Source organism: Polyangium sp. 6x1, from assembly GCF_029946515.1.
Classification (GTDB): domain Bacteria; phylum Myxococcota_A; class Polyangia; order Polyangiales; family Polyangiaceae; genus Polyangium.
In genome coordinates, this window is record NZ_JARZHH010000075.1 from 28,060 (window position 1) to 54,469 (window position 26,410).

21 protein-coding genes are annotated in these 26,410 nt (G+C 68.4%); 14 read left to right on the forward strand and 7 right to left on the reverse strand.

The genetic code is table 11. The features are described from left to right. The first annotated feature begins 5 nt into the window (after positions 1-5). The 3 genes from QHF85_RS41655 to QHF85_RS41665 are packed head-to-tail and all read left to right on the forward strand — an operon-like array spanning position 6 to position 2,908. Positions 6-977 carry an MbnP family protein gene (locus tag QHF85_RS41655; protein WP_281333017.1) on the forward strand — a complete coding sequence of 324 codons (972 nt, stop codon included), beginning with the start codon at positions 6-8 and terminating at the stop codon, positions 975-977. After that, on the forward strand, positions 974-2,158 hold the full coding sequence (locus QHF85_RS41660) for a methanobactin export MATE transporter MbnM (RefSeq protein WP_281333018.1): 1,185 nt from the start codon (positions 974-976) through the stop codon (positions 2,156-2,158). The genes QHF85_RS41655 and QHF85_RS41660 overlap by 4 nt, the downstream gene beginning before the upstream one ends. Before the next feature lie 9 nt (positions 2,159-2,167). Continuing rightward, positions 2,168-2,908, forward strand: coding sequence for an SDR family NAD(P)-dependent oxidoreductase (locus tag QHF85_RS41665; protein ID WP_281333019.1), 741 nt, complete (start codon positions 2,168-2,170; stop codon positions 2,906-2,908). 9 nt (positions 2,909-2,917) lie between these two features. Here the strand turns inward: QHF85_RS41665 and QHF85_RS41670 are convergent, their stop codons facing one another. The 3 genes from QHF85_RS41670 to QHF85_RS41680 are packed head-to-tail and all read right to left on the reverse strand — an operon-like array spanning position 2,918 to position 6,008. Further along, entirely contained in the window at positions 2,918-3,658 is a 741-nt protein-coding gene (locus QHF85_RS41670; protein ID WP_281333020.1) for an SDR family NAD(P)-dependent oxidoreductase, read from the reverse strand. Continuing rightward, a complete protein-coding gene (locus QHF85_RS41675) occupies positions 3,655-4,977 on the reverse strand; it encodes an FAD-binding oxidoreductase (RefSeq protein WP_281333021.1) in 1,323 nt (440 codons plus the stop codon). The genes QHF85_RS41670 and QHF85_RS41675 overlap by 4 nt, the downstream gene beginning before the upstream one ends. An 11-nt stretch (positions 4,978-4,988) precedes the next feature. Continuing rightward, positions 4,989-6,008 (reverse strand): deoxyhypusine synthase family protein, encoded by a 1,020-nt coding sequence (locus QHF85_RS41680; RefSeq protein WP_281333022.1) that lies wholly within the window; start codon positions 6,006-6,008, stop codon positions 4,989-4,991. Between the two features lie 949 nt (positions 6,009-6,957). Between QHF85_RS41680 and QHF85_RS41685 the strand changes: the two genes are divergently transcribed. Then, complete coding sequence (locus tag QHF85_RS41685; protein ID WP_281333023.1) at positions 6,958-9,306, forward strand: MYXO-CTERM sorting domain-containing protein; 2,349 nt, start codon at positions 6,958-6,960, stop codon at positions 9,304-9,306. Between the two features lie 65 nt (positions 9,307-9,371). Here QHF85_RS41685 and QHF85_RS41690 read toward each other — a convergent pair whose 3' ends face one another. Continuing rightward, the gene (locus tag QHF85_RS41690; RefSeq protein ID WP_281333024.1) at positions 9,372-13,196 is read right to left on the reverse strand and encodes a protein kinase; all 3,825 of its coding nucleotides are present in this window, start codon (positions 13,194-13,196) and stop codon (positions 9,372-9,374) included. A 7-nt stretch (positions 13,197-13,203) separates the two neighbouring features. Next, entirely contained in the window at positions 13,204-13,767 is a 564-nt protein-coding gene (locus tag QHF85_RS41695; protein WP_281333025.1) for a 2OG-Fe(II) oxygenase, read from the reverse strand. Positions 13,768-13,859: 92 nt separating this feature from the next. Between QHF85_RS41695 and QHF85_RS41700 the strand changes: the two genes are divergently transcribed. Beyond that, the gene (locus QHF85_RS41700) at positions 13,860-14,474 is read left to right on the forward strand and encodes an SRPBCC family protein (RefSeq protein WP_281333026.1); all 615 of its coding nucleotides are present in this window, start codon (positions 13,860-13,862) and stop codon (positions 14,472-14,474) included. A gap of 36 nt (positions 14,475-14,510) precedes the next feature. Here the strand turns inward: QHF85_RS41700 and QHF85_RS41705 are convergent, their stop codons facing one another. After that, positions 14,511-15,137, reverse strand: a complete 627-nt coding sequence (locus QHF85_RS41705; protein WP_281333027.1) for a DUF4384 domain-containing protein — start codon at positions 15,135-15,137, stop codon at positions 14,511-14,513. A gap of 138 nt (positions 15,138-15,275) precedes the next feature. Here QHF85_RS41705 and QHF85_RS41710 point away from each other — a divergent pair, with 138 nt between their 5' ends. The 8 genes from QHF85_RS41710 to QHF85_RS41745 all read left to right on the forward strand — a co-directional run bounded on the left by QHF85_RS41710 (position 15,276) and on the right by QHF85_RS41745 (position 23,364). Further along, positions 15,276-15,998 (forward strand): protein-L-isoaspartate(D-aspartate) O-methyltransferase, encoded by a 723-nt coding sequence (locus tag QHF85_RS41710; protein ID WP_281333028.1) that lies wholly within the window; start codon positions 15,276-15,278, stop codon positions 15,996-15,998. 50 nt (positions 15,999-16,048) lie between these two features. Then, positions 16,049-16,279, forward strand: a complete 231-nt coding sequence (locus QHF85_RS41715) for a hypothetical protein (RefSeq protein ID WP_281333029.1) — start codon at positions 16,049-16,051, stop codon at positions 16,277-16,279. Then, positions 16,266-16,880, forward strand: coding sequence for an alpha-ketoglutarate-dependent dioxygenase AlkB (locus tag QHF85_RS41720; protein ID WP_281333030.1), 615 nt, complete (start codon positions 16,266-16,268; stop codon positions 16,878-16,880). Before QHF85_RS41715 ends, QHF85_RS41720 begins: the two co-directional genes overlap by 14 nt. 133 nt (positions 16,881-17,013) lie before the next feature. After that, entirely contained in the window at positions 17,014-17,796 is a 783-nt protein-coding gene (locus tag QHF85_RS41725) for a hypothetical protein (RefSeq protein ID WP_281333031.1), read from the forward strand. Positions 17,797-17,930: 134 nt separating this feature from the next. Beyond that, positions 17,931-18,887: an MBL fold metallo-hydrolase gene (locus QHF85_RS41730; protein WP_281333032.1), complete on the forward strand. Its 957-nt coding sequence runs from the start codon at positions 17,931-17,933 to the stop codon at positions 18,885-18,887. Between the two features lie 49 nt (positions 18,888-18,936). Next, a complete protein-coding gene (locus tag QHF85_RS41735; RefSeq protein WP_281333033.1) occupies positions 18,937-20,919 on the forward strand; it encodes a hypothetical protein in 1,983 nt (660 codons plus the stop codon). A gap of 35 nt (positions 20,920-20,954) precedes the next feature. Beyond that, on the forward strand, positions 20,955-22,424 hold the full coding sequence (locus QHF85_RS41740; RefSeq protein ID WP_281333034.1) for an HAD-IG family 5'-nucleotidase: 1,470 nt from the start codon (positions 20,955-20,957) through the stop codon (positions 22,422-22,424). Positions 22,425-22,458: 34 nt separating this feature from the next. Then, positions 22,459-23,364 carry a PAS domain-containing protein gene (locus tag QHF85_RS41745; RefSeq protein ID WP_281333035.1) on the forward strand — a complete coding sequence of 302 codons (906 nt, stop codon included), beginning with the start codon at positions 22,459-22,461 and terminating at the stop codon, positions 23,362-23,364. Positions 23,365-23,395: 31 nt separating this feature from the next. On the opposite strand, the gene QHF85_RS41750 is transcribed toward QHF85_RS41745, so the two are convergent. Beyond that, a complete protein-coding gene (locus QHF85_RS41750) occupies positions 23,396-24,520 on the reverse strand; it encodes a vWA domain-containing protein (protein ID WP_281333036.1) in 1,125 nt (374 codons plus the stop codon). Positions 24,521-24,795: 275 nt separating this feature from the next. Between QHF85_RS41750 and QHF85_RS41755 the strand changes: the two genes are divergently transcribed. Further along, positions 24,796-26,410 (forward strand): PE-PGRS family protein (locus QHF85_RS41755; RefSeq protein WP_281333037.1); only part of this gene is annotated, 1,615 nt, incomplete at its 3' end.

Sequence of the window (26,410 nt, forward strand, 5' to 3'; positions counted from 1 at the left end):
TTGGCATGAAAACCCGGACGCCCCTCTCGTTCGTCCTCTTTTTCCTCGCCGTCGGTTGCTCTTCCTCCGAATCGGCGGCCCCGAGCTCAGGGCCCAGCCCGGTGGTGCTCCATTTCGATGCCGTGGATGGCGCAGGGGCACCTTATGTATGCGGCGCGAAGGGGCTCCACATCGCGGGCCTGACGGACGCGATCCCCGGCGATCTTCGTTTCTACGTGCATGATGTCCACCTGTTGAAGGGCGACAGACGCGTCCAGGTGGTTCTCGACCAGGACAACGCCTGGCAATACGAGAACGTCGCGCTCCTCGATTTCGAGGATGCGACGGACGCGTGCTCGTACGTCATTTTCGGAAAGAGCAAGACACCCGATACCAAACGCGTCCTCCGCGGACTCCCCGCCGAGGCGGGCCCGTACGATGGCGTCGAGTTCACCCTCGGCGTCCCCGTCGCCTTGAACCACCGCGAGACCGCGGATTCGAAGAGCCCGCTCAACACGACGGGCATGGACCACGGCGCGGCGGACGGCCGGCAGTTCGTACGCGTGAGTTTTTACTCCGGCACGACCGGTGCCACGGGGGACAAGGACCACAACCTCCTCGTCTTCCGGAGCGTCTGTAACAACGTGACGGACGGTGGCAAGATCCCCGTGTCCCCGGAGGAATGCGCCAAACCCAATCGACCGACGATCCGCCTCGCGCCGACGGGCGGGTTCGATCCGGCAAAGGATGCGATCGTGGTCGACGTGGACGCGATGTTCCGCGGGTATACGACGCCGGGCACGCCGGGCGCGCACGTCGATCTGAGCGAGGGTGGGCGCATCGACTGCTATGGTCCGCTGAACGCCGGGGACCTGGGCTCGCAGATCGGCGCCGAACGTTGCGGAAGATTTTACCCGAACATCGGCCTCGATTACGCGACCGGAAGGCCGAAGGGGACGCAGGGCATCTTCCGCATCGAGAAGGGCAAGGCGAAGTGACCCTGCCAGGCGGAAAACGCCTGTCTTGGGCGCTCCTCCTGGGCCTCGGGGCGGCCTCGTGCAGGCCCTCCGCCGAAAGGCCGACCGAAGAACCTTGGGCGTGGGATCTGCCGCCGGGTTTCCCCGCGCCGCTCGTACCTCTGGACAACCCGATGAGCGTCGCCAAGGTCGCGCTCGGTCGGATGTTGTTCTACGACAAGCGCCTCTCGGCGAGCGAGAGCATCTCGTGCGCGACGTGCCACCAGCAAGCACTGGCGTTCAGCGACGGGCGCACAACGCCGGTCGGCCTCCAAGGTGACATCCACCCACGCAATGCGCCGACGCTCACCAACGTCGCTTACGCCCCGCGGCTCAACTGGGCCGATCCGGGCACAAAGGCGCTGGAGGCACAGATGGAGGGGCCCTTGTTCGGTCGCGGCGCGCCCATCGTCGAGATGGGGCTCGTGGACGAGCCGCGCCGGGAAGCGGCCCTCGCGCGGCTCCTCGCGGACGAGCGGTATCGTGAGGCCTTCGAGCGGGCCTTCCCGGAGGCCCCGAAATACACGTTCGAGCACGTATCCAAGGCCATCGCGAGCTTCGAGCGCACGCTCGTCTCGGGCGGTTCTGCTTGGGATCGGTATCGCGCAGGCGATGCTGCCGCGCTGGGAGAAGCCGAGCGTCGCGGAATGTACATCGTGCGCGACCACGTGGGCGGCGCGCTTTGCCACCATTGCCACGACGGCTTCAACCTCTCGGGCCCCGTCAAGCACGTCGACGCGCCGTTCGACGAAGTGGTGTTCGCGAACATCGGGCTCTACAACGTGGGGAGCACGGGCGCGTATCCCGAGGGCAACCAGGGCCTCTACGAGCACACGAAGAACCCCTCGGATCGAGGGAAGTTCCGCACGCCCACGCTCCGCAACGTGGCGGTGACCGGCCCCTACATGCACGACGGGAGCGTGGCGACGCTCGAAGACGTGATCGCGGTGTACGTGGAGGGCGGGCGCGTGATCGAGGCGGGCCCCTACGCGGGCGATGGTCGCAAGAACCCGCACAAATCAGCAGGATTGAGCGGCACACCCTTGAGCGCCGGGCAGCGGCGGGATGTCGTCGCATTTCTGAACGCGCTCACGGATGAGGTCTTCCTCTCCGACGCGCGGTTCTCGAACCCGTATCCAGAAGACGAGCATTTCGGAGAGTAAACAGATACCATGCAACGTATCCTGATCCTCGGCGCCACGTCCGCAATTGCAGCGGAGGTCGCGCAAATTCACGCGCTCCGCGGCGATCGCCTCCATCTCGTCGGTCGCAATCCCGAGAAGCTCGCCGCAGTGGCCGCGCGATGCACGGGCGCGACGGTCTCCGTGGCGACCAGCGACTTCGGTGAGCTCGGCGCGAACGAGCGCGTCATCACGAACGCGATCACGGCGCTCGGCCACATCGATGCTGCGCTCATCGCGCACGGAGATCTCGGCGATCAGCTCGCCAGCGAGCGCTCCTTCGACGAAGCGGAGGCGATTATCCGTACGAACTTCACCAGCGTCGTCTCCCTGCTCATCCCTTTGGCGAATCACATGGAGGCCGCCCGAAAGGGTCGACTCGGCGTCATCACGTCGGTCGCCGGGGATCGTGGGCGCCCGCGGAACTACACCTACGGCGCGGCGAAAGGTGCGCTCAACGTTTACCTGCAAGGGCTGCGCACGCGCCTCTATGGTTCGGGCGTGACGGTGACGACGTTGAAGCTCGGCCCGGTCGATACGCCGATGACGCGGGATCACGAAAAGACCGTTCTTTTCGGCAAGCCCGCCGCCGTGGCGAAGGACATCGTGCGCGCGATGGACGACGGAACGCCCGAGGCCTACGTGCCCGCGAGGTGGGGCCTGATCATGCCCGTGGTCCGGCGTATGCCCGAGGCCCTTTTTCAGAGGCTCCCGTTCCTCTCCGGACGCTGAGCGCGCAACTCAGAAGCCGATCCGGCGCATCACGAAGCGCGGCAACCATCGAATCACGAGCATGACGAGCGCCCAGATCGCGGGCGTGTAAAGCAGCGGTTTGCGCGCGACCATCGCTCGCACGACATCCTTCGCGACATCGTCCGGCTCCCCGGCGAACGGCGGCGGCTTGAGCCCCGCCGTCATGCCGGTCTTGACGAATCCGGGCTTCACGCAAAGCACGGTGAGCCCCTTCGCGTGAAACTTGTGGTCGAGCGATTCGAGATAGTGCGACAGGCCGGCCTTGCTCGATCCGTAGAGCGCGACCGGCTTGCGTCCCCGATCGCCCGCCACCGACGAGAAGACGGTGAGCCGTCCGCCGCCCCGTTCGAGGAGTCGTTTGCGCGCGTGCTCGCAGAAGACGACGGTATTCGTGTAGTTTACCGTGAGGAGACGGCGCGTGAGCTCGACGTCCGCCTCCAGCGCCTCCTGGGTCGCGAACATCGCTGCCGTGACGACGACCGTATCGAATCCGCCGAGCGCCCGGTCGGCCTCGTCGAGCGCCGCGGCGAAGCCGTCGGTTTTTTCGAGGTCACACACGGCGTACCCCACGCGGCCGTTCTTTGCTTGCCGCGCTTCGAGATCGGCCGCGCTCCGGGCGAGGTCGCCCGCGTCGCGTCCCATCAGGAAGACCTCGTCTCCCCGCTCCGCGAGCCTTCGCGCGATCGCGCGCCCCATTCCTGCCGTGCCACCGAGAACGATCGCTTTCATGCCCGATCTCCAAAAAGCCGCACGGACTGCGCGCTCCGCAGCCGCCTGTGAGGATCCCATTTTTCTCGCGCCGCAAAGAAGCGTTCGAGCCGCGGCTCCATCGCGCGAAAATGCGTTGGCCGGGTGAAACGATCCTTCGTCAGGTAGATCCGTCCGCCGGCCGCGATGACGAATTCGTTCAGGCGATCGACGATCCGCTGGATGTCAGGCGAGATCGCCATGTCCACGGCGATCGACGTCCCTTCGAGCGGGAACGAGAGCAGCCCCTCGCCTTCGGGCCCGCAGTCCTTGATCACGCAAAGCGGCGACGCTCCGCCGAGGCTCGTCAAGCGGTCCATGAACTCGCGCACGGCAGCCGGCCCGGCCGCGCGCGGCAGGACGCACTGGTACTGGGTAAAACCTCGCGGGCCATACACGCGATTCCAGTGCAGGATCGCGTCGAGCGGGTAGAAGAACGGCTCCGGCGCGACGATCGTCTCCACTCGTTGCTGCGTGTGCCGCCAGTAATAAGCCATGTTGAAGAGGCTCGCCGTCGTCGGGTTGAGCGCCCAGTTGGGGAGCTCGACCGGGAACGTCAACTCGGCGGCCGCGCGCGGCGGCGCCTTCGGGGCCTCGTGCGGCTCGGCCCATCGACCGGCCATGAGGATCCCACGGCCCATCGATCGCCCCCGCTGGAGGCAATCGATCCAGCCCATGGTCATGGGCCACCGGGGCGCGGCGCGGCCGAGGGCGGCGAGGAACTCGTCGATGTCGTGCACGCGCTCGCTTTCCATGAAGATCCACGGACTCGGAATGCGGTGCAGCGCGAACTCGACTTCGAGGATATGCCCGAGCAAACCCATTCCGCCGATGGTCGCGTGGAAGAGATCCGGGTGTTCCGTGGGCGAACACGTGACGATGCTGTCGTCGGCGAGGCGCATGCGCATGGAGCGCACGTGCGCGCCAAAGCAACCTTCGCGATGGTGATTCTTCCCGTGGACGTCGCTCGCGACCATCCCGCCGAGCGTGACGAACTTGGTCCCGGGCGTGACGGGCGGAAAAAAGCCGCGCGGCATGAACAGCCGATTGATCTCGACGAGGCTGAGGCCCGCCTCGGCGCGCACGACGCCCGTCCGTGCGTCGAATGCGAGGATCCGGTTCGCGAGTCGCGTGGACACGACCCTGTCGGTGCCACGGGCGGGCAGAGAGGAATCGCCGTAGGAGCGACCCATGCCCCGGGACAGCGTGGTGCAACGCGAAAGGGACTCGAGGTCCTCCCCGAGGAGCTCGACGCCCGGCAAGGAAAGCCGCCCCCACGCCGCGAGGATCGCTTCGGACATGGCCCCGTCTCCTACGATAGCTTCGCGAGGAGCGCGTTTGCCGCCGCCGGATGCTGCTTGTATTCGAGCAATGCGCTGAGGAGGAGCGGCGCTACGATGGTCGCGTCCGACTCGATCACGAACATGGGCGTGTCTTTCGTGAGCTTGTCCCACGTGATCTTCTCGTTTGGCGTCGCCCCGGAGTACGAGCCGTACGACGTCGTCGAATCCGAGATCTGACAGAAATACGCCCAGGGTTTCACGGGCTGATCGAGGTCGTATTTGATCGACGGTACGACGCAGATGGGGAAGTCCCCGGCGATGCCGCCGCCGATCTGGAAGAAGCCCACGCCCGATCCCGTCGACAGCTCGCGATACTGGTCGTAGAACGCGGCCATGTACTCGATGCCGGATTTGGCGATGCTCGCGCTGCACTCGCCGAGCTTGACGTGGGAGGCGAAGATGTTGCCGAACGTCGAATCCTCGTAGCCCGGGACCACGATCGGAAGCTTCGCGCGCGCAGCCGCGAGCAGCCAGCACGCGTCCGGGTCGCCTTCGTGGAGCGCCGGCTCGAGGCGCTGGATCAGATCGTAAAAATACTCGTGCCAGAAGCGTCGCTCGCCTGTGGCGCTCGCGTTTTTCCACATGGGCACGAGGTACTTCTCGACGGCGCGGAACGCCTCGTCCTCGGGGATGCTCGTGTCGGTGACCCGCCGCATGCGGTCGGCGAGGATCTTCGTGTCGTCCTCTTTCGTGAAGTAGCGATAGTCCGGGAAGTCCTTGTAGCTCGCGTGCGCGACGAGCCGGAAGAGCGATTCTTCGAGGTTCGCCCCCGTCACGGAGAGGCCATGGATGAGCCCCGCGCGAATGGCGGGCGCGAGCGTGATTCCGAGCTGCGCCGACGACATGGCTCCTGCGAGGGCCCAGAACATCTTTCCGCCGCTCTCGATGTGTCGAACGTAAGCAATCAAGGCGTCACGCGTCGCGCGCGCGTTGAAGTTCTTGTAGTTCTTCAGGATGAACTCGAGAATCGGGAGGGAGGGGGACGTCATGACCAGCCTTTTTCGTTCGCCGGGTAAGCTCGCCACGCAAACGTGACATACGTCACAAAAATCGCGTTTTGATGCTCCGAGACGTAGCACGTGTGACCATGACCGTGCCACATCTCGTCGAGGGCGGATGACGGTTCGCGACCGGGAGCGGCGCGTCAACGAAGCCGGCGCGTCGGGTTCTCAGGATGCGCCTACCCGCCAGCCGCTCGTGAGCGCGACACGGATGTCGCGGAGCGGGCCAGCGAGCGCGCTCTTCGTCTGGGTCAGGCTTCTCGCAGAGCTCGTTCGAGTCCGAGGTCGAACCAATCGCCCGACGCCTCCTCGGCGCCCTGCTCGGTATGGCGAGCAACGCCGTCCGTGGTCGCCGTCAGGCCATAGACACGCGCGGTCCTTTTTCTTACCGGGCTGCGTGTCGCTCCATGTGGGCCCATCGTCCCCGGTAAATCAATTCACCATCTCGATCCCGACTGCGGCTTCATGGTAGCTTGACGTTACGTCTGAAACGGGGGCATTCGAAGATGATGCGTACAGCATGGTTTGTCCTACTCGCAGCGCTTGTTTTCGGCTGCGGCAACGATGGTGAGCGCCCGATCACCGACTTCAAAGGCGTTCCGTTCGGTGCGACGTGCAACAACGACGATGATTGTGGCGGAGCGTCAAATTCGTGCTGCACAGGGGGAAAGTGCTCTCCCGAAGGATGGTGCAGCCCATCGTGCGCGAGCGATCAGGATTGCCCGAGCGGTTTCTTTTGCATCGACCGAGACGGAAAACGCTGCTTCAATGAGTGTGCGGACGACCGCGATTGTCCCACGGACTTCATCTGCGAAGATAAAAGCGGGCACCTGACGTGCCGGTACAAGTGAGAATTGCATTCGCGGGACGAGGTCGTTCGGCCCAGGGGGGCGCCGCGCGGCCTCGAACGCACAGGCCCATGCTGGAGGAGGCACGCATGAAGGTTAGCAAACTCTTGTTCTCGGGGATTGCACTCGTCCCCGCGCTGGCGCTCACCACGGTCGCCGCGCGTGAAGCTCGCGCGGAGGAGCGGACCTTCCCCGCCGGGAGCTTGATCATCCCCATGGATCAGGCCTACCAAGCCGAGGGGATGTACCAGTCCTACGGGCTGCTCTTTCACCTCCTCCGCGAGGGCGTGCCCGTTCATTGGGTGATCGAGCCCGACAAGGTTTGGCACGGCGCTCCCTGCAACACCGCCGGCGACCTGTGCGCGTGGGACTGCGCGGAGGAGGGCTCGGGGGTGAAATGCGCGTACCCCACGGCGAGCCCCGACTTCTTCGCGGGCGCCCAGGTGGTCTGGGGCAGCCCCGCGAAAGGCGCCATGATCAAGAATCACGGCTATCGCGGCGGGCCGTTCGTCGTCGACGCGCCCCACCGCGACAAGGCGCTCGCAATCGTCAACGCCTGGAACGATCAAAGCCTGTGGGCCCAGAACCCGTGGGCGGACCGTGCCACGTTCCAGGTCGTGACGGTCCACGAGGCGACCGCGCCCTTCACCGCCGATTCCAAGAAGGAGCTGCTCGCCGCGCCGACCATCGCCGTCTTCGCCGACGGCAACGAGGACATCGCGACGGCGTATCTGCGGGCCGCTGGTATCAAGCAATCGAATGGGGCGGAGTTCCCCGCGGCCAAATGCGGCGTGGGCACCTGCGGCCCCGGCACGGCGAACCCGGACTTGCTCACCGTACCCAGCATCATGGGGAACATGGGCACCTGCGATGCGCCGAACGGAAACCACAAGAATGGCGCCCTCTTCACGCCCGAGGGCTTGCCGGCCTATTGCCAGATCATGAGCATGCACTGGAACGTGGCCGACCGGGAGCTCGTGCAATGCGGCGGCGGGGCCTGCCCGGCGACGCCGGAGGAATGCGCCGGCGAGCCCATCACCTACCACGGCCACGAGGTCGTCGCCGAGGTCCGCTCGTTCCTCCAGTACCCGACCCATTTCTTCGCCGAGTGCCAGGCGGTCAACGCGTACGAGAATGCGGTGCCCAACACGGCGTGGCCCTATCTCGACGATCCCGGTCGCATGGGCCATTTCCTCACGACGACCGGAAACCCGCCCCCCTGCCCCTGCAACCCCGGCCCTGACGAGGGCGACTTCCAATGCGTGGTCGACGGATGCGGCCCCGGCAAGGACTGCTGCCTGCCGAAGGACGTCAAGGAGATCGGCGCCGGCTTCCTCATCGCGCCCTCGCCGAGCCCCTTCAAGGTGCTGCGCCCCGACGTGCCCTACATGCAATTCGACGGCGCCTTCTCGCCGGAGGGCGGGAGCGAGCCGGCCTATAACCTGAGCACGTACCTCGGGACCACGTACAAGAACGATCGCGACGTGACGTTCATCACGGCCACGGATGGCCCCGGCAAGGAGGACGTCTGGATGTCCGGGTACATGGACGGGACGTGTGACGTCGATCCGCCTCCGCCGCCTCCCAAGTTCACGGGCGACAAGGCGCCGCCGAAAAACTTCAACCCGGAAGAATCGTGTGGCGGCAAGGTGAGCTACCTGGGCGGCCATTCCTATACCGGGAAGGCGGGGCAACGCCTCTTCTTGAATGCACTCTTCGAGGCGGATTGCACGAGCGCCAGCGGACAACCGCGCATGGGCCTGACGCTCACCGGCGATCTCGTCGTGGCAGCGCAAAGCCTGCCCGTCGAGCGCGGCTACGTGGTTGGTTATAAAAACGAGGGGAGCGGGCCGGCGCTCGACGCGGTCCTCGGCGCGCTCAATGCCGCGAGCGGCCTCGAGGTCATCGACGCCAAGATGGGCACCGTCTCGGCCGAGGGCGGGAGCTGGGAGCTCGGCGCCGTCAGCGGCACGATCACGCAGCCCAATGATCCCGCTGCGTCGGGCTCACGTGATGCGACCCTGAAGTTCACCGAATTCGGCGAACACGTGCTCGAGCTGGACATCCGCTACAGGGTCGGCGTGTCGACCCTTTCGAGCACGATGAACTACACTATCCGCGTGCTCCTCGACACCGACGCCGACGGCGTGCCCGACGAGATCGATCCTGCGCCGAACGATCCCGCGTCGTGCGGCGACTCCGACATGGATGAATGCGACGATTGCAAGAACGGCACGTTCGATCCCGCAAACGACGGGTGTGGACCTTCCGGTAACGGCGGGAGCGACCCGTCGGGCGGCTCGTCGGGCGGCGCCTCGTCGGATCCGGCCGGCTGCGGCTGCCGTGTCGGCCCGGCCGCCGCGAGCCCGGCCTTGCTGCTCGCGTTTTCCCTCCTCGGCCTGGGCCTCGGCCGAAGGGCCCGGCGCCGCCCGCGCTGAAGCGCCGCCTTGCATGAACGAGTCTCGGGGCGTCTACGCGGCTGCCCGAGGCCCATCACCGACGGTCATTGCCCCGACCCCTCACCCCCGAGCCACGCCCCCGCGAGCCTTCGAATCCGAACGTTCGCGGGGATCCGCTCCATGAAATGCCGGCGGTAGCCCGGATCCCCGATCGCCGCCTCGCGCGCCCCGAGCTCGCCCTCCGCCTCGCGCAGCGTCGTCTTCGCCGCCTCCGCGTCCCCGGCCGCCATGAGGGCCTCGGCGAGCGTGAGAAGCACGCGCTCCACGCCGCGCGGGCCGATGTTGCGGTGGAGCACGAGCGCCTCGCGACAAACGCTCGCCGCCTCGGCAGGACGGCCCCGCGCGAGCAGGACCCTCGAACGGAACCACGCGCACGAGGCGCCGACGATCTGGTTGCCGCGGATCCTCGTGGTGTCGAGCAGCGACGCCGCTTCGTCCACGTCGCCGCGCTCGATATGCGCCTCGATCAGCGTCATCGCGCCGAGCGCGCTGACCACATTGCCATCCTTGCCCGCTTTCCGCTCCGCCACGGAGCGCGACACCGTGATGGCCTCCTCGAAGCGGCCTTGCGCGAGCCGGAGCTGCGCGAGATAGGCCGCGACCACGTTCGCCGCCATGCTCGGCGGGCGCGCCTCCGTGCGGTCGAGCCACGTCTCGGCCTCCTCGAATGCGCCGAGGTCCGTGCAAATGCCGACGAGCAGCGCCGTCACCATCGGCAGCACGTGGCGCTCGCCTGCCTCCTCCAGCGATCGCACGCCGTCGAGCGCGTATTGCCTCGCGAGCCACGGATTGCGGCCGAGGTTCTTCTCCACCATCGCCGACGCATACGCGAGCGGCCCGGCCCTCGGCCGCTCCACCTCGCCCCCGCCGGCCATGGTCGTGCGAAGTTTTTCGAGAAAAACGAACGCGTCGCCGTTCCCGCTGGCCGCGAGCGCGGCGATGAGCGGCGCGAGCGCCCGCGCCAGCGCGGAGAGCGCGTCCGGCGCAGGCTCCGTCAAAAGGACACGCCGGCTCAGATCCTGGAGCGTCTCGTGCCTGCCGAGAAGCATCGCTCCGCCGATCGCACCCTCCAGCGCGATGCAATGGGCCACCGATCCGGGCGTCGTCCGGCGCAACGCCTCCTCGGCCGCGGCGAGCGAGGCCTCGTAATCGCCCGAGGCCGAGGCGATGCGGGCCCGGAGCGCCCAGAGATCCGTCGCGACCTCGTCCGTCGGGCCCGCCGCGAGCCCCCGCTCGACCGCCCGCACGCCCGCCTGGAGGTCATTGCCTCGCATCGCCGTCTGCGCCGCGCGCGCGTGCCAGTACGCGGCCCGCGCGCCCTGCCCGCCTCGCTCGAAATGCATCGCCAGCACGGAAGGATCGGGCTCGCCCACGCGCTCGAGCCACGGGCCCGCGAGCCCGTGCCCGAGCGCGCGGTCCCGCTCCGTCAGCATCGCATACGCCCCTTCCCGCAGGAGCGCGTGCCGGAACGCATACTCCTCCTCGCCGACGAACCGCCGCGAATTGCGGCGCGTGACGAACTCGCGCGACACCGCGTAATCGAGCGCGGCGTCCACGTTCACAGGCCTGCGACCGCCGAGCAGCCGCCGCACCCCGTTCGGCCAGAATATCTCCCCATAGACGCTCGCCGCGCGCAGGAAATGGCGAACGTCCGGCGGGAGCGCGGCGAGCCGGGCCTCGACCATCCCGAGCACCGTCTCCGGCAAACCGCCGCGGCTGCGCCCCTCCGTGAAGGCCCGGACGAGCTCCTCCAGGTAAAACGCATTTCCCTCCGACCGCGCCACGAGCCCCGCGACGAGCGCATCATCGACATCAGCCCCGAGCGCAGCGCGCACCAGCGCGGACGCGGCCTTGCGCGGCAAGGGGCCGAGCCGGACCTCGTGCGTCCGCTCCGCCCAGATTCGCGGAAACAGATCGTGGACCTCGGGCCGCGCGAACGCGACCACCGCGAACGGCTCGTCGCGGAGCTCGCGCAGCGTCGTATCCACGAGCTTCACGGACGAACCATCCCCCCAGTGCAAATCCTCCAGCACGAGCAGCGTGGGCCCCTTCCGGGACGCGGCGCGCATGAACTCGACCCAGGCCGACTCGATTCGGCCCGCCATGAGCGGCGCATTCTCGCGGGCCGATCGGAGCAGCGGATTGCGTTCGTCCGGGAACGACGCGCCCACGAGCTCGCCCAGAAAAGGCGCCGTGCGCTCCGCCGCCTCCCCCGAAAGGAGCGCGCGCACCGCCGACGATACCTTCTCCTGCTGCACGTCGCGTCGCTCGCCGACCTCGATCTGCATATGCATCCGCAGCGCCGACGCGATCACGGAGAACGCGGCGCCCGAGCGCATGGCATCGGCGCGACCGACGGCCAGGCAGAGATCAGGGATGTTGCATTGCAGCTTGGTGATGAGCTCCTGCCGCAGCCGCGATTTCCCCATGCCCGCGGGCGCCGTGACGAGCACGGCCTGCGCGCGCTGCTCGTCGAACTCCTGTTGCAAGAGATCGAGCAGCGTCGACAGCTCCCGCTCACGGCCGACGAACGGGCTCGGATGGCCGAGGAGCGTGCGCGTCTCCTCGCCGCGCGCGTGCTCGTGCAAGAGCCACGCATGGCCCGCGTGCTCCTCGACCTCGAAGCGTGGATCGAGCAGCGCGCGCGTGACCTCGTCGACGATCACCCCGTGCCGCTTGTACTCGCGCGCCCGATCGAGCAGCAATGCCACGAGCTCGACGAGCTCGCCGACAGGGAGCCGATCGGCGAGATCGCTGCGGCCCGTGACGAGCGCGGTGATCCGATCCGACGACGCCCCCTGGATCGCCAGCGCGGCGCGCGCCGCGCGCACCGCCTGATCGGCGGGGCTGCCGACGCCGGGCAAGACCATCAAGATCGTGCCCCCGGCGAGCATGTCCACGAACGCGCCGAGGGGCTCGGCGATGCGGCGGACCTCGGCGAGCGCGCCGCGCGCGGGGCCCGCGATCGCCACGATCGAGAGCAGCCGCCGCTCCCGCTCGCTCAGCCGCGACGGCGTCATGCTCCGCACGGACGGCGAGCTCGACGACGTGTTCCCGCTGATCGCGGAGAGCTCGGCCACGAGCGCCGCCCCGTCGTCCGGCCGCTCGCCCGGATCCTTCGAGAGCATGCGCGCGCAGAGGCTCGACACCGAGGACGACACCTCGGGCCGCACGACCGCGAGCTCGGGCGGTTCTTCGAGCAAGAGCTTCGCGAGCAGCGCCATCGGGTGAGAACCCTGAAATGCAGGTCGTCCCGCCAAACATTCGAAGAGCACGCAGCCGAGCGAGAAGACGTCGGCGCGCGGGCCCACGACCCCGTCGCCGCGCGCTTGCTCCGGCGCCATGTACCCGGGCGTCCCGAGCACGGAGCTCGATCGCGTGAGCACATTCGATCCTGCTCCGGCGCGCGCGATCCCGAAATCGAGCAGCTTGATGCGATCGACGCGCTTTCCCACGAGGAAGATGTTGCTCGGCTTGATGTCCCGATGGACGATGCCCCGCCCGTGCGCGGCGGCGAGCGCGTCGGCGACGTTCCGCACGAGCGCGAGGCCCGCGTCGATTTCGAGCGGCGCGCGCGCGAGGCGCGTGGCGAGGTCCTCGCCGGAGAGCCACTCCATGACGAGGTACGGCTCGCCGTCGGTCGTGATCCCGTGCCCGACGTGCCGCACGATGGACGGGTGCTCGAGCCGCGCGAGGATACGCGCCTCCGACAGGAATCGCTCGGCGCCGTGCTCGGGATCGCGCAGGACCTTCAGCGCCACGGGCTCGCCCGTCACGAGGTCTTTCGCGCGCCAGATGGTCCCCATCCCGCCGGAGCTCGCCTTCGACTCCAGCTCGAACCGCCCGTCCACGATCTCGCCGCTCCGCATGCGCGCCTCAGACCGGACTGTAAAGGATATCCGTGCGCAGGACGAACTTCTCGCCCCGGGCGACCTGGCTCGCGATATGGAGGATCCGGTGCTGGAACAGCAATGCTCGCCCTCTCCGCGGGGTGATGCGCCGTTCGAGCTCCGGGAAATCGGTCTCGCCGCCCTCGAAGTCGTCGTTCAGGTAAAAGACCAGCGTGACCAGGCTGCGCACGCCGCCGTCGAGGTGCACCACGGTGTCCCAGTGCGCGCCATGTTGCTCGCCGGGGCCGTATCGATACAGGCGGACGCGCGGGTTGCCGCCCGCGAGCTTCATGCCCATCAGGAGCTTCGGCACGTGCGTCTCGACCCGCGCGACCAGGCCGTCGGCCTCGGCCTTGTCGTCCCACATCACGCGCGTGTTGTTCCGGACCGCGAGATCGACCTCCGGCTCGCCGTCCTCGCCCACGATGGGCGCGATCTCCGCGTTCCCCGCCCGGATGCGCGCGATATACGCGTCGCAGTCGGCGGGCGAGAGCGCGTCGTCCACAGTCCAGACGAGGGGCTGGGTCAAATCGAGGTGACCGGCGTACATGGGTCGGCAGTATACGCGCGCGCGCGCCGGGCAGAAGAGGCCCTTCGTCATCGGGGCTTGCGTCCGGCCCGACGCGAGCACACCGTGTGGGCATGGCGCGCCGCCTCCTCGCCTTCGTCGCGGTCCTCTGCGCCCTCGTCCTCGCGCCCCGGGCTGCACGCGCGCAGGCCGGCGCCTTCACGGCGGACGAGAAGGCGCGCCTCGCGCGGGGCGAGGTCGTCCGGCGCGTCTTCGACGTCGAGCTGCCCCAGGGCGATTTCATCGGCGGCCTCGGGTACGTGATCATCGCAGCGCGGCCCACCGAGGTCATGACCGTGCTGCTCAATCCGGGCTCGTACCGGCACATTTTCCCGCTCACGCGGGAAGCGCGCCTCGTCGGCCGCAAGGGCGACGATTTTTTCCTGACGCTCCGCCAGGGCGGGGCGAACGTCTCGGGCGAATACACCGTCCGTGCGCGCCGGGAGACCCCGTCGCTCGTCCGATTCTGGATGGATCCGACGCGGCCCCACGACATCGGCGATTGCTGGGGATTTTTCCGGGTCGACCCCGCCGAGGGCGGCAAAACCCTTCTCACGTACGGCGCCCTTTTGCACCTCGAATTCGGCGTGATCAAGCTCCTCTTCCAGGAGAAGATCCGCTCGTACGCATTGCAGACGCCGGAGCTCTTGCGACGTCACGTGGAGGATCGGCGCGGGCCTTTGCCTTGACGCCCGCGCCTCTCCTCGAGGGGCGGCGAGGGCGGCTCAGTCGATGCCGAGGGTGGTCACGTCCGTGATCGGGGCCGACGAGGCGATCGTGCGGATCTTGCCTTTCTTCGTGGTCACGATCCAGCCGGAGCCGCCGGGGATGCGCGTCCTCGTGCCCGGGCGCATGCGGCGCGCCCCGCCCTTCGGCGGGTAGAGGATCTCGACGGACCGATCCGCCGCCGCGATCTGCACGACGTACACGTACGCGAGCCGATCGAGCTCGCCCTCGATCGCGACCTTCGTGCCCGCCTCGACGTCGAACTCGTTCATCGCGTCGTCGCGCATCTCGCTGAGGAGCGCGTAGCCCCACGCGAGGCGCCGGAACGGCCGACCCGAAAGGCTCGGCGGCGGCTCGTCGATGATCTCCACGGGCGCCGCGGCCGAGGCCTTCGCCGCCGCCTTCGCCCTCGCCTCGACCTTCGCCGTCGCGCTGCCCCTCACCGCCTTCGCTGCGCCCTTCTTCGCCGCGCCCTTCGTCGCCGCCTTTGCCGCGCCCTTTTTCGCCGCCTTTGCCGCCGTCTTTGCCGCGCCCTTCGTCGCCGCCTTTGCCGCCCCCTTGACGCCGCCCTTCGTCGTCCCCTTCGTCTTCATCGTGCCGCCCTTCGCGCTGCTCCTGGTCACCATCGCGGCCCGCATTCTATGGCGGAGCGCCGAAAAACCCTAGCGCGACGAACATCCCTTTTCGCGTGAGCGAGACCTCCTCGCGGACGCGCGCGCGCCCCGCGTGAAGGACGTGGCCAGGCCGCTTCGAGCGTGCTCTTCTTGACGTCCCGCACGAAAGGAGCTCGGCACGACGATTGCGTCGCGCACACCCGCGCCATGGATCCGATGGAGCAAGCGCGCCACCGCATGGTGGACGAACAACTCGCACGCCGCGGCATCCACGACGCGCGCGTGCTCGAGGCCATGCGTCGCGTCCCGCGGCACGCCTTCGTGCCCGCCGGGCGCGAGCACGAGGCGTACCTCGACAGACCGCTCCCGATCGCCGAAAGCCAGACGATCTCGCAGCCGTACATCGTCGCGCTCACCGCGCAGGCCTTGCGGATCGGGCCGGATGCGCGGGTCCTCGAGATCGGCGCGGGCTCGGGGTACGCCGCGGCGGTGCTCGCGGAGCTCGCGCGCGAAGTCGTCACCGTCGAGCGCCACCCGCCGCTCGCCGCCGAGGCTGCCGCGCGGCTCGCTTCGCTACGTTACGGAAACATCCAGGTGGTCACCGGAGATGGCACCCGCGGCTATCCCGAGCGAGCCCCTTATGATGCCATCGCGGTGACGGCGAGCGGGCCGCGTGTACCGAAGGCGCTTTTGGACCAGCTCGCGCCGGGCGGCCGTTTGGTGATTCCGGTGGGGCCGGACGAACACCGGCAAGAGCTCGTCCTCGTCACGCGGGGGCAAGACGACGGCGCGTTCTCCGAGCAAATTCTCGGCGCCGTGCGGTTCGTCCTGCTCGTCGGCGAGGACGGCTGGGCCCGTACGGACGGCGCTTAGATTCATTCGAACCCATACCAACCCGCCCGCGGCCCTGGTACGATGCGCGTATGGCGCATCCGTACCGCACGAGGCCCACGGTGCCCCCCGAAGGCTCGCCCGAGGACGTACGGCTCTCCGGTCCGACGCTCGCGTTCGGCTTGTTCTGCGTCATCTCGGGCCTCGCGCTCGCGGGCTCGTCGCGCCCCGGCGCGCTGCTCCTCGCGGGCGGCGCGGGGACGATCGCGATCGCGGCGCGCAGGACGCCGCGCGGAGGGGCCTACCCGCGTGACAAGGATTGAGCTCCTTCACGGGGGATTCCTTCTCTTCCACGACCCGTTTCTCGCGCCGGACGAGGCCTCCGCCGCGTTCGACGCGTTGCTCGCCGAGGTCCCGTTCCGGCAAGAGACGATCCGTCTCTTCGGCAAAACGATCCTGCAGCCGCGCCTCTCGGCCTGGCACGGCGATCCGGGCGCGTCGTACACATATTCGGGCTTGTCGCTCGCGCCGAACCCCTGGACGCCCACGCTCTCGGCGCTGCGGGCCCGGGTCGAGGCGGCGGCGGGCTCCACGTTCAACAGCGTGCTCGTGAACCATTACCGAGGCGGTGACGACTCGATGGGCAAGCACGCCGACGACGAGCCCGAGCTCGGGACAAACCCGGTGATCGCGTCCCTGTCGCTCGGAGCGCGGCGGAGGTTCGTCCTGGAACCGAAGAAGGGCGGCGACAAGGTGACGCTCGAGCTCGGCGAGGGGAACCTGCTCGTCATGGCGGGGACGACGCAGCACCATTACCGGCACGGGGTGCCGAAGCAAGCTGGGCGCGGCCCGAGGATGAACCTCACCTTTCGGCGGATCCTGTCGACGCCCGCTCCGCACGTCTCGGTCGAAGATCCGAGGTGACGCGGAGATTCGCGACGACGCTTGTCGCCGCGGGAAAACCGAGCGATCATCGGTGACGGAGCAGCGACGGACGCGCTGCCACGAGTGACTTCACATCCCCTGGCGCGATGCACAGGGAGAAATGGTGGCACGAATGATGCAGTCGGGAATCGGCGCGAGCCTGCCCCGGAACGCGGGGCCCGAGCGTGAGAACGCCATCATGCAGTCCGTCGAGAACGGCGACATGGCGCCGGTCTCCTGGGTGCCGGTGCTCAACGAAGCGGCGGGGCACACGATTACGTTGCTCGTGAGCGCCGACGCGCTGCGCATCGGGACCGCCGAGGCGCCGCTTCGCGTCAGCGTCACCGCGCGGACGATGCAGCGCATCGCCGACATGCTCGGGTGTGTGCTGCCCACGGTACGGATCTGCGATTTGATCTGGGCGCAGGCGGCGGTGAAGATCACCCCCTGCATCTATCCGCCGAACGCCGAGATGGCGACGACGGCCAGGATGATCGAATACGACGCCGCGGTGAGCAAGAAGGTGGAAGGGCGCTCGGGCCTCGTGGAGAACATCGGCAAGAACTGGTGCATCTCGAACCGGCTCCTCGGCATGAAGGGCATGGCGGCGAACTACGGTTTTTACGATAACGAGCCCCGCTACCGCAGCGGGACGAACGAGCAGGGTCCGTATCGGCTGTGGCAGCCGCTCGGCACCCGGCACAACATGGACCACGTCGATTATTCGCAGGTCGCCCGCCTCGTGTCGCGGACCTGTTACGTCGACGGCGCGAAGCGCGACCTCGTCGACATCCTGACGGACCCCACGCTCGCCGCGCTCGTGTCCGACGACGGGCCGCTGAAGCTCGTGCGCCTGCCGGGCGTGGAGGAGACGCCGCCGATCGACCGGTACGCGCCGGTGGATTGCGCGGTGTGACGGCGGGCCCGACATTCTCGTATTCATGTCCTGCATGCGTGACATCGCTCACGCCAATGCGTTCCGCGTTTGACAGTCGTTCCCGCGCCCATTAGCTTCGCGGTGCTTTCAATCTTTCAAGGAGCGAATTCACCATGAAGCAGGGTCTTTGGCTCGCGCTCGGCCTCGGCGCGGCGCTCGCGGTCGTGGCTTGCGGCGACGATACGAACAATTCGAACAATTCGACCTCGTCCTCCTCGTCGGGCTCGGGTGGCGCGGGTGGCGCCGGCGGCGCCGGCGGCAGCGGCGGCAATGGCGGCGCCGGCTCGGAGATCGAGGTGCAGACGCACATCTCGCCTGATGGATTCGGCGTCGATTCGCACCTCATCGTGGGCCCGACCGAGGTCGTCCTCGTCGATGGCCAGTTCTTCACCGCGGAGGCAGAGAAGGTCGTCGAGCTCGTCAAGGGCACGAACAAGAAGCTCACGACGGTCTTCCTCACGCACGCCCACCCCGACCATTACCTCGGCATGGAGGTCGTCCGCGCGGCGTTCCCGGACGCGAAGTTCGTGACGACGGCCGCCGTCCTCGCCGATTACAACGCGAAGAAGGACGGCACGCTCGCGTTCGCCCAGACGAACTTCCCCGGCCAGGTGCCCGACAAGGTCGTCACGTTCACCGCGCTCGACGGGACCACGATCACGGTCGACGGGCATACGCTCGACGTCGTCGAGATCGGCGACGCGGGCGAGAGCGTGGAGGCCGCGGGCCTCGCGCTCACCGAGCAGAAGGCCTTCTTCTCGGGCGACCTCCTTTACAACAAGGAGCACCTCTGGCTCGCCGAGTGCAACTTCGACGGATGGATCAAGAACCTCGACGCCCTCGCCGCGAAGGGCTTCACGACGTTCTATCCGGGCCACGGCGAGAAGGCGACGGCCGCCGTGATCGACGAGGACAAGAAGTATCTCGGCGACGCCAAGCCCATCCTCGACGCGGCGACGACGGCCGACGAGGCCGTGACGAAGCTCAAGGAGGCGTACCCGACCTGGGGCGGCGAGGGTCTGCTCACGTTCGGCCTCTCGAATTATTTCATGGCCTGCAAGATGCCCTGAGACGATCAAGGATCTAGAGGCGCGGCGCATCTCTCGGTATGCTGCCTTCGTGCGCCGCGCCCTGGCCTTCCCGCTTCCTCTCGCCGCCCTACTCCTCTCCGCATGCAGCGACCCCGCGGAGCTGCCCGTGCCGCCCGAGACCGGCATCGTCGCGCTCTACGGCAAGACCGTCGAGACGGCCCTCTCGCCCTATCCGTCCGACCGATACACCACGGCCGACGCGAGCGCGGCCACGGGCCGGCGCGTACGGATCGGGCCGGACACCGCGGCCGATCCGCTCGTGACCGGGTATCAGGGCACGGCCTTACTCCTGAACGAAATGGATGGGTTCTCCACGATGGGCGGCGTCGTGGTGAATTTCAGCGGGCCCATCGACGCGCGCTCGCTCGTGCTCGCGCCGTACGCGGAGCCGCCGCTGCTCGGGCCGCTCCTCGACGCGGAGGACTACAAGAAGCCCGGCGCGCCGCTCTACCTCGTCGATGTGGATCCGGACTCGCCCGAGCGAGGAAAACCCGTCGGCCTGATTCCCCGCTGGTTCCCGCAGCCCGACGACGGGTTTTTCCCGGACGATTTTACCCTGGTCGCCGAGCCCGCCACGCCGCTCCGGCCCGGGACGCGCTACCTGTTCGTCGCGACGAACATGCTCCGCGCGGACGACGGCGCGCCCGTGCGGCGATCGCCGGACATGCAAGCGCTCCTCGAAGGCGCGGCCGAGGGCGACTACGGAGACGAGGTGCGCGGGGCGATCGCCGAGGCCCAGACGGGCGGCCTTTTTCGCGCCGAGGACGTCGTGCTCGCCACGGCCTTCACCACGGCCACGGTGCGCGCCGGGATCGAGGCCATGGGCGCAGCCGCGCGAAACGCCCCGCCGCCCGCCTGGCTCACGCCCTTCGAGGTCGAGACGCCGGCCGAGCCGGGCGGGCGCGTGCGATTCCGCGGCGTCTACGAGGCGCCCGAGTACCGCGGCGAGACGGGGAAATGGTCGTTCGAGGGAGGGGCGCCCGTCGCGAGCAAGAAGGTCGGGCTCGACGTGTTCCTCGCGTTCTCGAAGGCCGAGGTGAGCGGCAAGCGGCCCGTGGTCATCTACGGGCACGGGCTCGGCGGCGACAAGGACGGCACGTGGGGCACGGCGCAAAGGCTCGCGGCGATTCACCCGAACGGCGCGGCCGTCTTCGGGATCGACTCCCCCGAGCACGGCTCGCGCGCGAAGAAGCCGGACCAGAATGCCCTGCTCGCCGCGTTCGGCTTCTTCGGCATCGACAGCGCGACGGGCGAATTCGACATCGGCAAGGCGAGGGACAACTTCCGCCAAATGGCCTCCGATCAGCTCGAGCTCGTGCGGCTCGTGAATACGCTCGGATCGCTCGACCTCTTGCCCGTCGGCGCCCCAGACGGCGAGCCTGACCTCGATACCTCGCGGATCCTCTACATCGGCCATTCGTTCGGGTCCGTGCAGGGGCCGACGATCCTCGCGCTCGCGCCCGAGATCCGGCAAGCCGTCTGGAACGTGGGCGGCGACGGGCTCATGATGCTCCTGCGTGACTCGGGCACGTTCGGGCTGCTCGTCGACGCGATGCGTCCGCCGAAGACGCCGGACGGCGCGCTCGCCCGCTTCTTCGCCGTCACGCAGGCGATCGTGGACCCGGGCGATCCGATCAACTACGCTCGCTTCGCGTCGGGCGAAAGGCTGCCCGGCGCGCCCGAATCGAAGCCGCGCGACGTGCTCTTGCAGGTGGTGATGAACGACACGATCGTCCCGAACTCGACCAGCGAAGCGCTCGCGCGCGCCTCCGGCATGACGCTCATGAATGCGATCCGCCCGGTGAGCGGCCTGCCCGCCGCGGAGGGGCCGCTCGCGGGCAACGGAAAAGCAGGCTCGACGCTGGTGATGTCGCAGTTCGATCGAATCGAGGGGACGAAGCTCGCCGTGCACGGCGACCTCATCTTCTCGCCGGACGCGCAGGCGCAATACGTGGAGTTTTTCCAGACGGGGCTCGCCGAGCCAAACGCGACGGCGAAGCCGCCGTATTGAAGAACGATTTGCAGGGTTCGAGGAGAGTTCGAGGAATGTCGTATTTCGACGGTCTGCCGGGCAAGCCGCTGCGCGAGCGGGGCATCTTTTGCAACCGGACCATGAACATGCGGTCGATCAAGGCGATCGGCTACGACATGGACTACACGCTCATCCATTACCAGGTGTCCGAGTGGGAGCGCCTGGCGTACGAGCACCTCCGGACGCGCCTCCTTTCGCGTGGCTATCCGGTGGAGGATCTACGCTTCGATCCGGAGCTCGTGATCCGCGGGCTCATCATCGACACGGAGCTCGGCAACCTGCTCAAGGTGAACCGCTTCGGCTACGTGAAGCGCGCGATGCACGGGACCTCGATGCTCGATTTCGAGCCGATGCGCGCGGCGTACGCGCGGACGATCATCGACCTCGCCGAGCCGCGGTTCGTCTTTCTGAACACGCTCTTTTCGCTCTCCGAGGCGTGCATGTACGCGCAGCTCGTCGACCTCGCGGACGCGGGGAGAATGCCGGCCGGGACGGGCTACGAGCACCTCTATCGCCTCGTGAAGAGCGGCCTCGACGAGGCGCACATGGAAGGCCGCTTGAAGGCCGAGATCATCGCGGATCCGGACCGGTTCGTTGTGCTCGACCCGGAGGCGCCGCTCGCGCTGCTCGACCAGCAGCGGGCCGGAAAGAAGCTCCTGCTCATCACGAACTCGGAGTGGGGATACACGGACGCGATGATGCGTTATGCGTTCGAGCGCTTCCTGCCGAACGGGATGCGATGGCGAAACCTCTTCGACGTGGTGATCGTGCAGGCGCGGAAGCCTGATTTCTTCATGCAGAAATCGCCGCTCTTCGAGGTCGTGAGCGAGGACGGGCTGCTCCGGCCCTGGATCGGGCCGCTCAAAGAGGGCGGCTCGTACCTCGGCGGGGACGCGACGCAGGTGGAGCGCTCGCTCGGGATCTCGGGGGACGAGATCCTTTACGTGGGGGACCACATCTGGGGCGACGTGCGGGTGTCGAAGAGCGTCCTGCGCTGGCGGACGGCGCTCATCCTGTGGGAGCTCGAAGAAGAGGTGCGGGCGGCGTATGCGTCGCGCGTGGACGAGGCGCGGCTCGGCGCGTTGATGGAGGACAAAGAGGCGCTCGAGCTCGCCTCCTGCCAGCTCCGCCTGCTCGCCCAGCGGCACAAGGAAGGTTATGGTTTGCCCGAGGACGCGCCGTCGTGCGACGAGATCCTCGCGCGCCTCGGCGAGATCAAGGTGGCGCTCGCCGAGCTCGACGATCGAATCGCCCCGCTCGCGAAAGCGGCGGCCGAGGTCTCGAACCCGCGCTGGGGCCTGCTCCTGCGCACGGGCAACGACAAGAGCCACCTCGCGCGGCAGATCGAGCGTTCGGCAGACATTTACACGTCGCGCGTGTCGAACTTCCTGCGCTACACGCCCTATTCGTACTTCCGCTCGCGCCGCGGGAGTTTGCCCCACGACCCCTCCGGGGAAGCGCCGAGCCCGAACCCTGGGCCTTGACCGGCTCCTCCCTTGGCGGGAGAGTGTCGAGGACATGAGCCAGCAAGACGACTCCACGAGCGAGCTCGCGCGCGAGCTCGCCCGAGCCAAACAACGCATCGCGGAGCTCGAAGCCCAGCTCGCGGCCGAGGAAGCAGAGCGCGCGAAGAATTCCCCCTGGATTTACGACGCGCTCGAGAGCGCGGGGATCGGCGTGTGGACGTGGGACATCCCGCGCGACACCATCACGTGGACGAACACCGTCCTCGCGATCTACGGCCTCACGCGCGAGACGTTCGGGGGCAGCCTCGAGGAGTTCATGGCCCGCGTGCATCCGGACGATCAGCATATCGTCCGTTCGGCCGTGGAGCGTGTGTTCACGGAGAGGAAACCTGGGTACCTCGTCGAACACCGCGTCGTTCGCCCCGACGGGGTGATTCGCTGGGTGCGGGGGACCGGGTTCGCGTATCACGACGCGAACGGCAAGCCCTATCGCCTCGCGGGCGTCACCGAGGACATCACGGCGCGGATCGAAGCGCAGGACGAGCGCTGCGCGATGCAGCAGCAGATCATCGACGCGCAACGCGAGTCGCTGCGGCAGCTCGGGGCGCCGATCATCCCGCTCACGAAAAACGCGCTCGCGATGCCGCTCGTCGGCGCGCTGACGGCCGAGCGGGCGACGATCGTCACCGAGACCTTGCTCCACGCCGTGACAGCGCGCGCCGCCGAGCACGTCATCCTCGACGTGACGGGCGTGCCGTCGGTCGACAACGAGGTGGCCGAGGGCCTCTTGCGCGTGGCCCAGGCGGTGCGGCTGCTCGGCGCCGAGGTGGCGCTCACGGGCATGCAGCCGGCCGTGGCGCAGGCGCTCGTGGAGCTCGGCGTGGACATGAGCGCCTTCGTGACGAAGGCAGATTTGCAATCCGGAATCAGCTGGGCTTCGAAGCGCGCGCGGCGCTGACGGGTTCGTCGCGGCCGCGCGCCCCGGGGTTTTACTTGGCCACCTCGGTCTTGCAGCCGAGGGCGATCTGCACCTTCGCGCCGAAATCCTTGCGGACAGCGTCGCAGGTGGCCGGGCAAAACGTGATCTTCGAGGGGACGACGGGATTGTCGTAATACCAGCCGAGGCCATTCGCGCAATTCTTGTCCTGGAGGATCGTCTCCGGCTCGCCGCCGCTCGACGGCGTGAAAAGCACGTTCACGAAGCCCGGATCGACCTCGCCGGCCGAGACCTTCGTCGGAATCTCGTAATCGCACGGAAGCGCCTTGCCGCGGGCCTTCGCGAGCGCATTCTGAAACTCGTCCTGGACGTCCACGCTGCCGACGAGGATGGCCGAATCCGTGCCGCCGGCCGCCGCGATGAGGTTCGCCGTGGCCTGCGAGACGCCCTGGAGGCCAATCACGAACGTGCGAACCTTGAATTGCGAGAGGCCCGTCGCCGCGAGGTTCGCGATGACCTGCGGGTCCTCCGGGTTGACGCCGCTGCAGATGGGCGCGGGCCCGGACGGCTGACCGTCCGTGACGAGCAACACGGCGCAGCCCGTCCCCGGCTTTTGCTGCAATGCGTCGGCGCAGGCGAGGATGGCGCCGCCGAGCGCCGGGTAGATCGGCGTCTTGAAGCCGTTCGGGTCCTCGGCGGCGATGGCCTGAATGATCGGCTCGGCGTTCGCCGGCAGCTCGCCGAAGGGCACGACGGGCGGCTTGTAGAGCATCTGATCACAGGTGGACTCGGCCGGCAGGGGGAAGAAATTGAGCGCGACGGACGTGCCGGCCGCGCTCGGATCGTTGACGAACGCCGCGAGCCCCGCCTCGGCGCTGTTCCACTTCGTTCCCACCATCGAGCTCGACTTGTCGAACGTGATGTAGAGCGAGAGCGGCACGGACTCGCCTTCCTCGGTGATGAGCCCGCAGCCCGGATCCACGACGCCGCTCGAGCTCGAGCTGCCCGCGCCGCTGCCGACGAAGATATCCCCGCCACCCATGCCGCCCGCGCCACCCGAGCCTCCGGCGCCAGCGCCGCCGGAATTGCCCGAGGGAGACAGGTTCGAGTCGGGCGCACAGGCAACGCCGAGGGCGCATGCCGATAGAACAAGCAAAGCGGCGTGGATACGGTTCATGTCGGGATGGTGCCCGATCGGAGGGAGAGACGTCAACCGGGCCGGCGGCGGTCTTCGGTGCGTCAATCGCGCGGCGCAGCGCGCAGGATGGCCCGGGTCGGATGATCACATTCGGGCTGTACGGCGTTCGTCGAAATGGAAGAAATTCCTTGCCAACCGAAGCTGCGGGGGAGAAAGATCCTCGCATGCGCGCGCGTCTTCTTCTTGGTTCGACACTGGGCTTGATCGGGTTGGTAGGTGCTGTTTCCATCACGGGCTGCGCCGAGGGCGGGGCCGTGACGTCCGGAGGCATCACCGGAGGCAGCGGATCCGGGAGCGGCGGCTCGGGCGGCGAGGCCGGCGCGGGTGGTTCGGGCGGCATGGGCGCGGGCGGCGGCTCCGGGTCGAGCTCGAGCTCGAGCTCGAGCGCGTCGAGCGGCTCGGGCGGCGCAGGCGGTGAGGCCGGCGCAGGCGGCGCGGGAGGAACGGGCGGCGAAGGCGGCGCGGGCGGCGGGGGCACCGGCGGTTCGGGCGGCGGGATGGTCGATCCCTGCTCCATGGGCTGCCCGACGGGATTCTGGGACGTGGACGGAAACCCGCTCACGGGCGCGCAGTGCGGCTGCGAGTACCAGTGCACGCTGGTGAGCGCCGACAAGGATCCGATCGACGACGGATACAAGGACGACAACTGCGACGGCACGGACGGCATGGCCGAGCAGTGCATCTACGTCTCGACGGGCGCGGGGAACGACGCAAACGCGGGCACGCGGCAGGACCCGATGAAGTCGATCGCCGCGGCCATCCAGCAGGCGCAGGCGAAGGGCGTCCCGTCGGTCTGCCTCTCGGGCGAGATCTACAACGAGGCCGTGACCGTGGCCTCGGGTATCAACATTTACGGCGGATTCGACCATAACAATGCCGATTTCCGCTTCCGGCGCTCGTCGGCCGTGAAGACCACGGTCCGGGCCACGGGCACGGTGTTCTACGCGCCGCAAATCGATCAAGAGACGCACATCGAGGGAATCACGATCGAGGCGCTGACGCCGCAAGGCGCGGGCGAGAGCACGTATGGCGTGCGGCTCGGCGGCGGCGTGGGCGATCTCTACGTCCGCTACAACGAGATGCTGATTGGCGCCGGGACCAGCGGGACCGCCGGGGTGAACGGAGCCGCGCAAGCGCAATCGCAGGCGCCGGGTGGGGGCAACGGCTCGGCCGGCGCCCAGAAGAACAGCAACTCCGGTATCGGCGCCGCGGCGCCGGTATGCGACGCGCCCGGCGGGAAGGGCGGCGACGGCGGGGCGAACGAGAACAACGGCCAGGCCGGTTCGCCCGGAAACGGGGGGACCGCGGGCGGCTCCGGCTCCGCGTGGAATAGCTGCACCCCCGCCATCGGCGGTGCCGGACCGGCCGGCGGGAACGGGCAAAATGGCGCGGATTCTGCGCAAGGACAGGCAGGCCAGGGCGGGACGGCGCTCGGCGGCGTGATGGCTCATGTCTACCGGCCGGCGCACGGCACCGACGGAATGAACGCCCAGATCGCGAAGGCCGGCGGCGGCGGCGGCGGCGGCGGCGGCGGCAGTGGCGGCGGGCTCTGCTTCGGCGATTGGGACAAGGGCGGCGGCGGCGGCAGCGGCGGCTGCGGCGGCAAGGGCGGCAATGGCGGCAAGGGCGGCATGGGCGGCGGCGGGAGCTTCGGCGTGTTCGCGGCGTCCGGCAAGGTCACCGTCGCGAAGAACCAGATCCAGACGGGCTCCGGCGGCAACGGCGGGCTCGGTGGCAATGGCGCGCTCGGGCAGCTCGGCGGCATCGGCGGCAACGGCGGCGCGCACAGCGACGACAGCGGCCCCGGCGGCAAGGGCGGCAACGGCGGCAAGGGCTCGGCCGGCGGCGCCGGCGGCGGCGGCGGCGGCG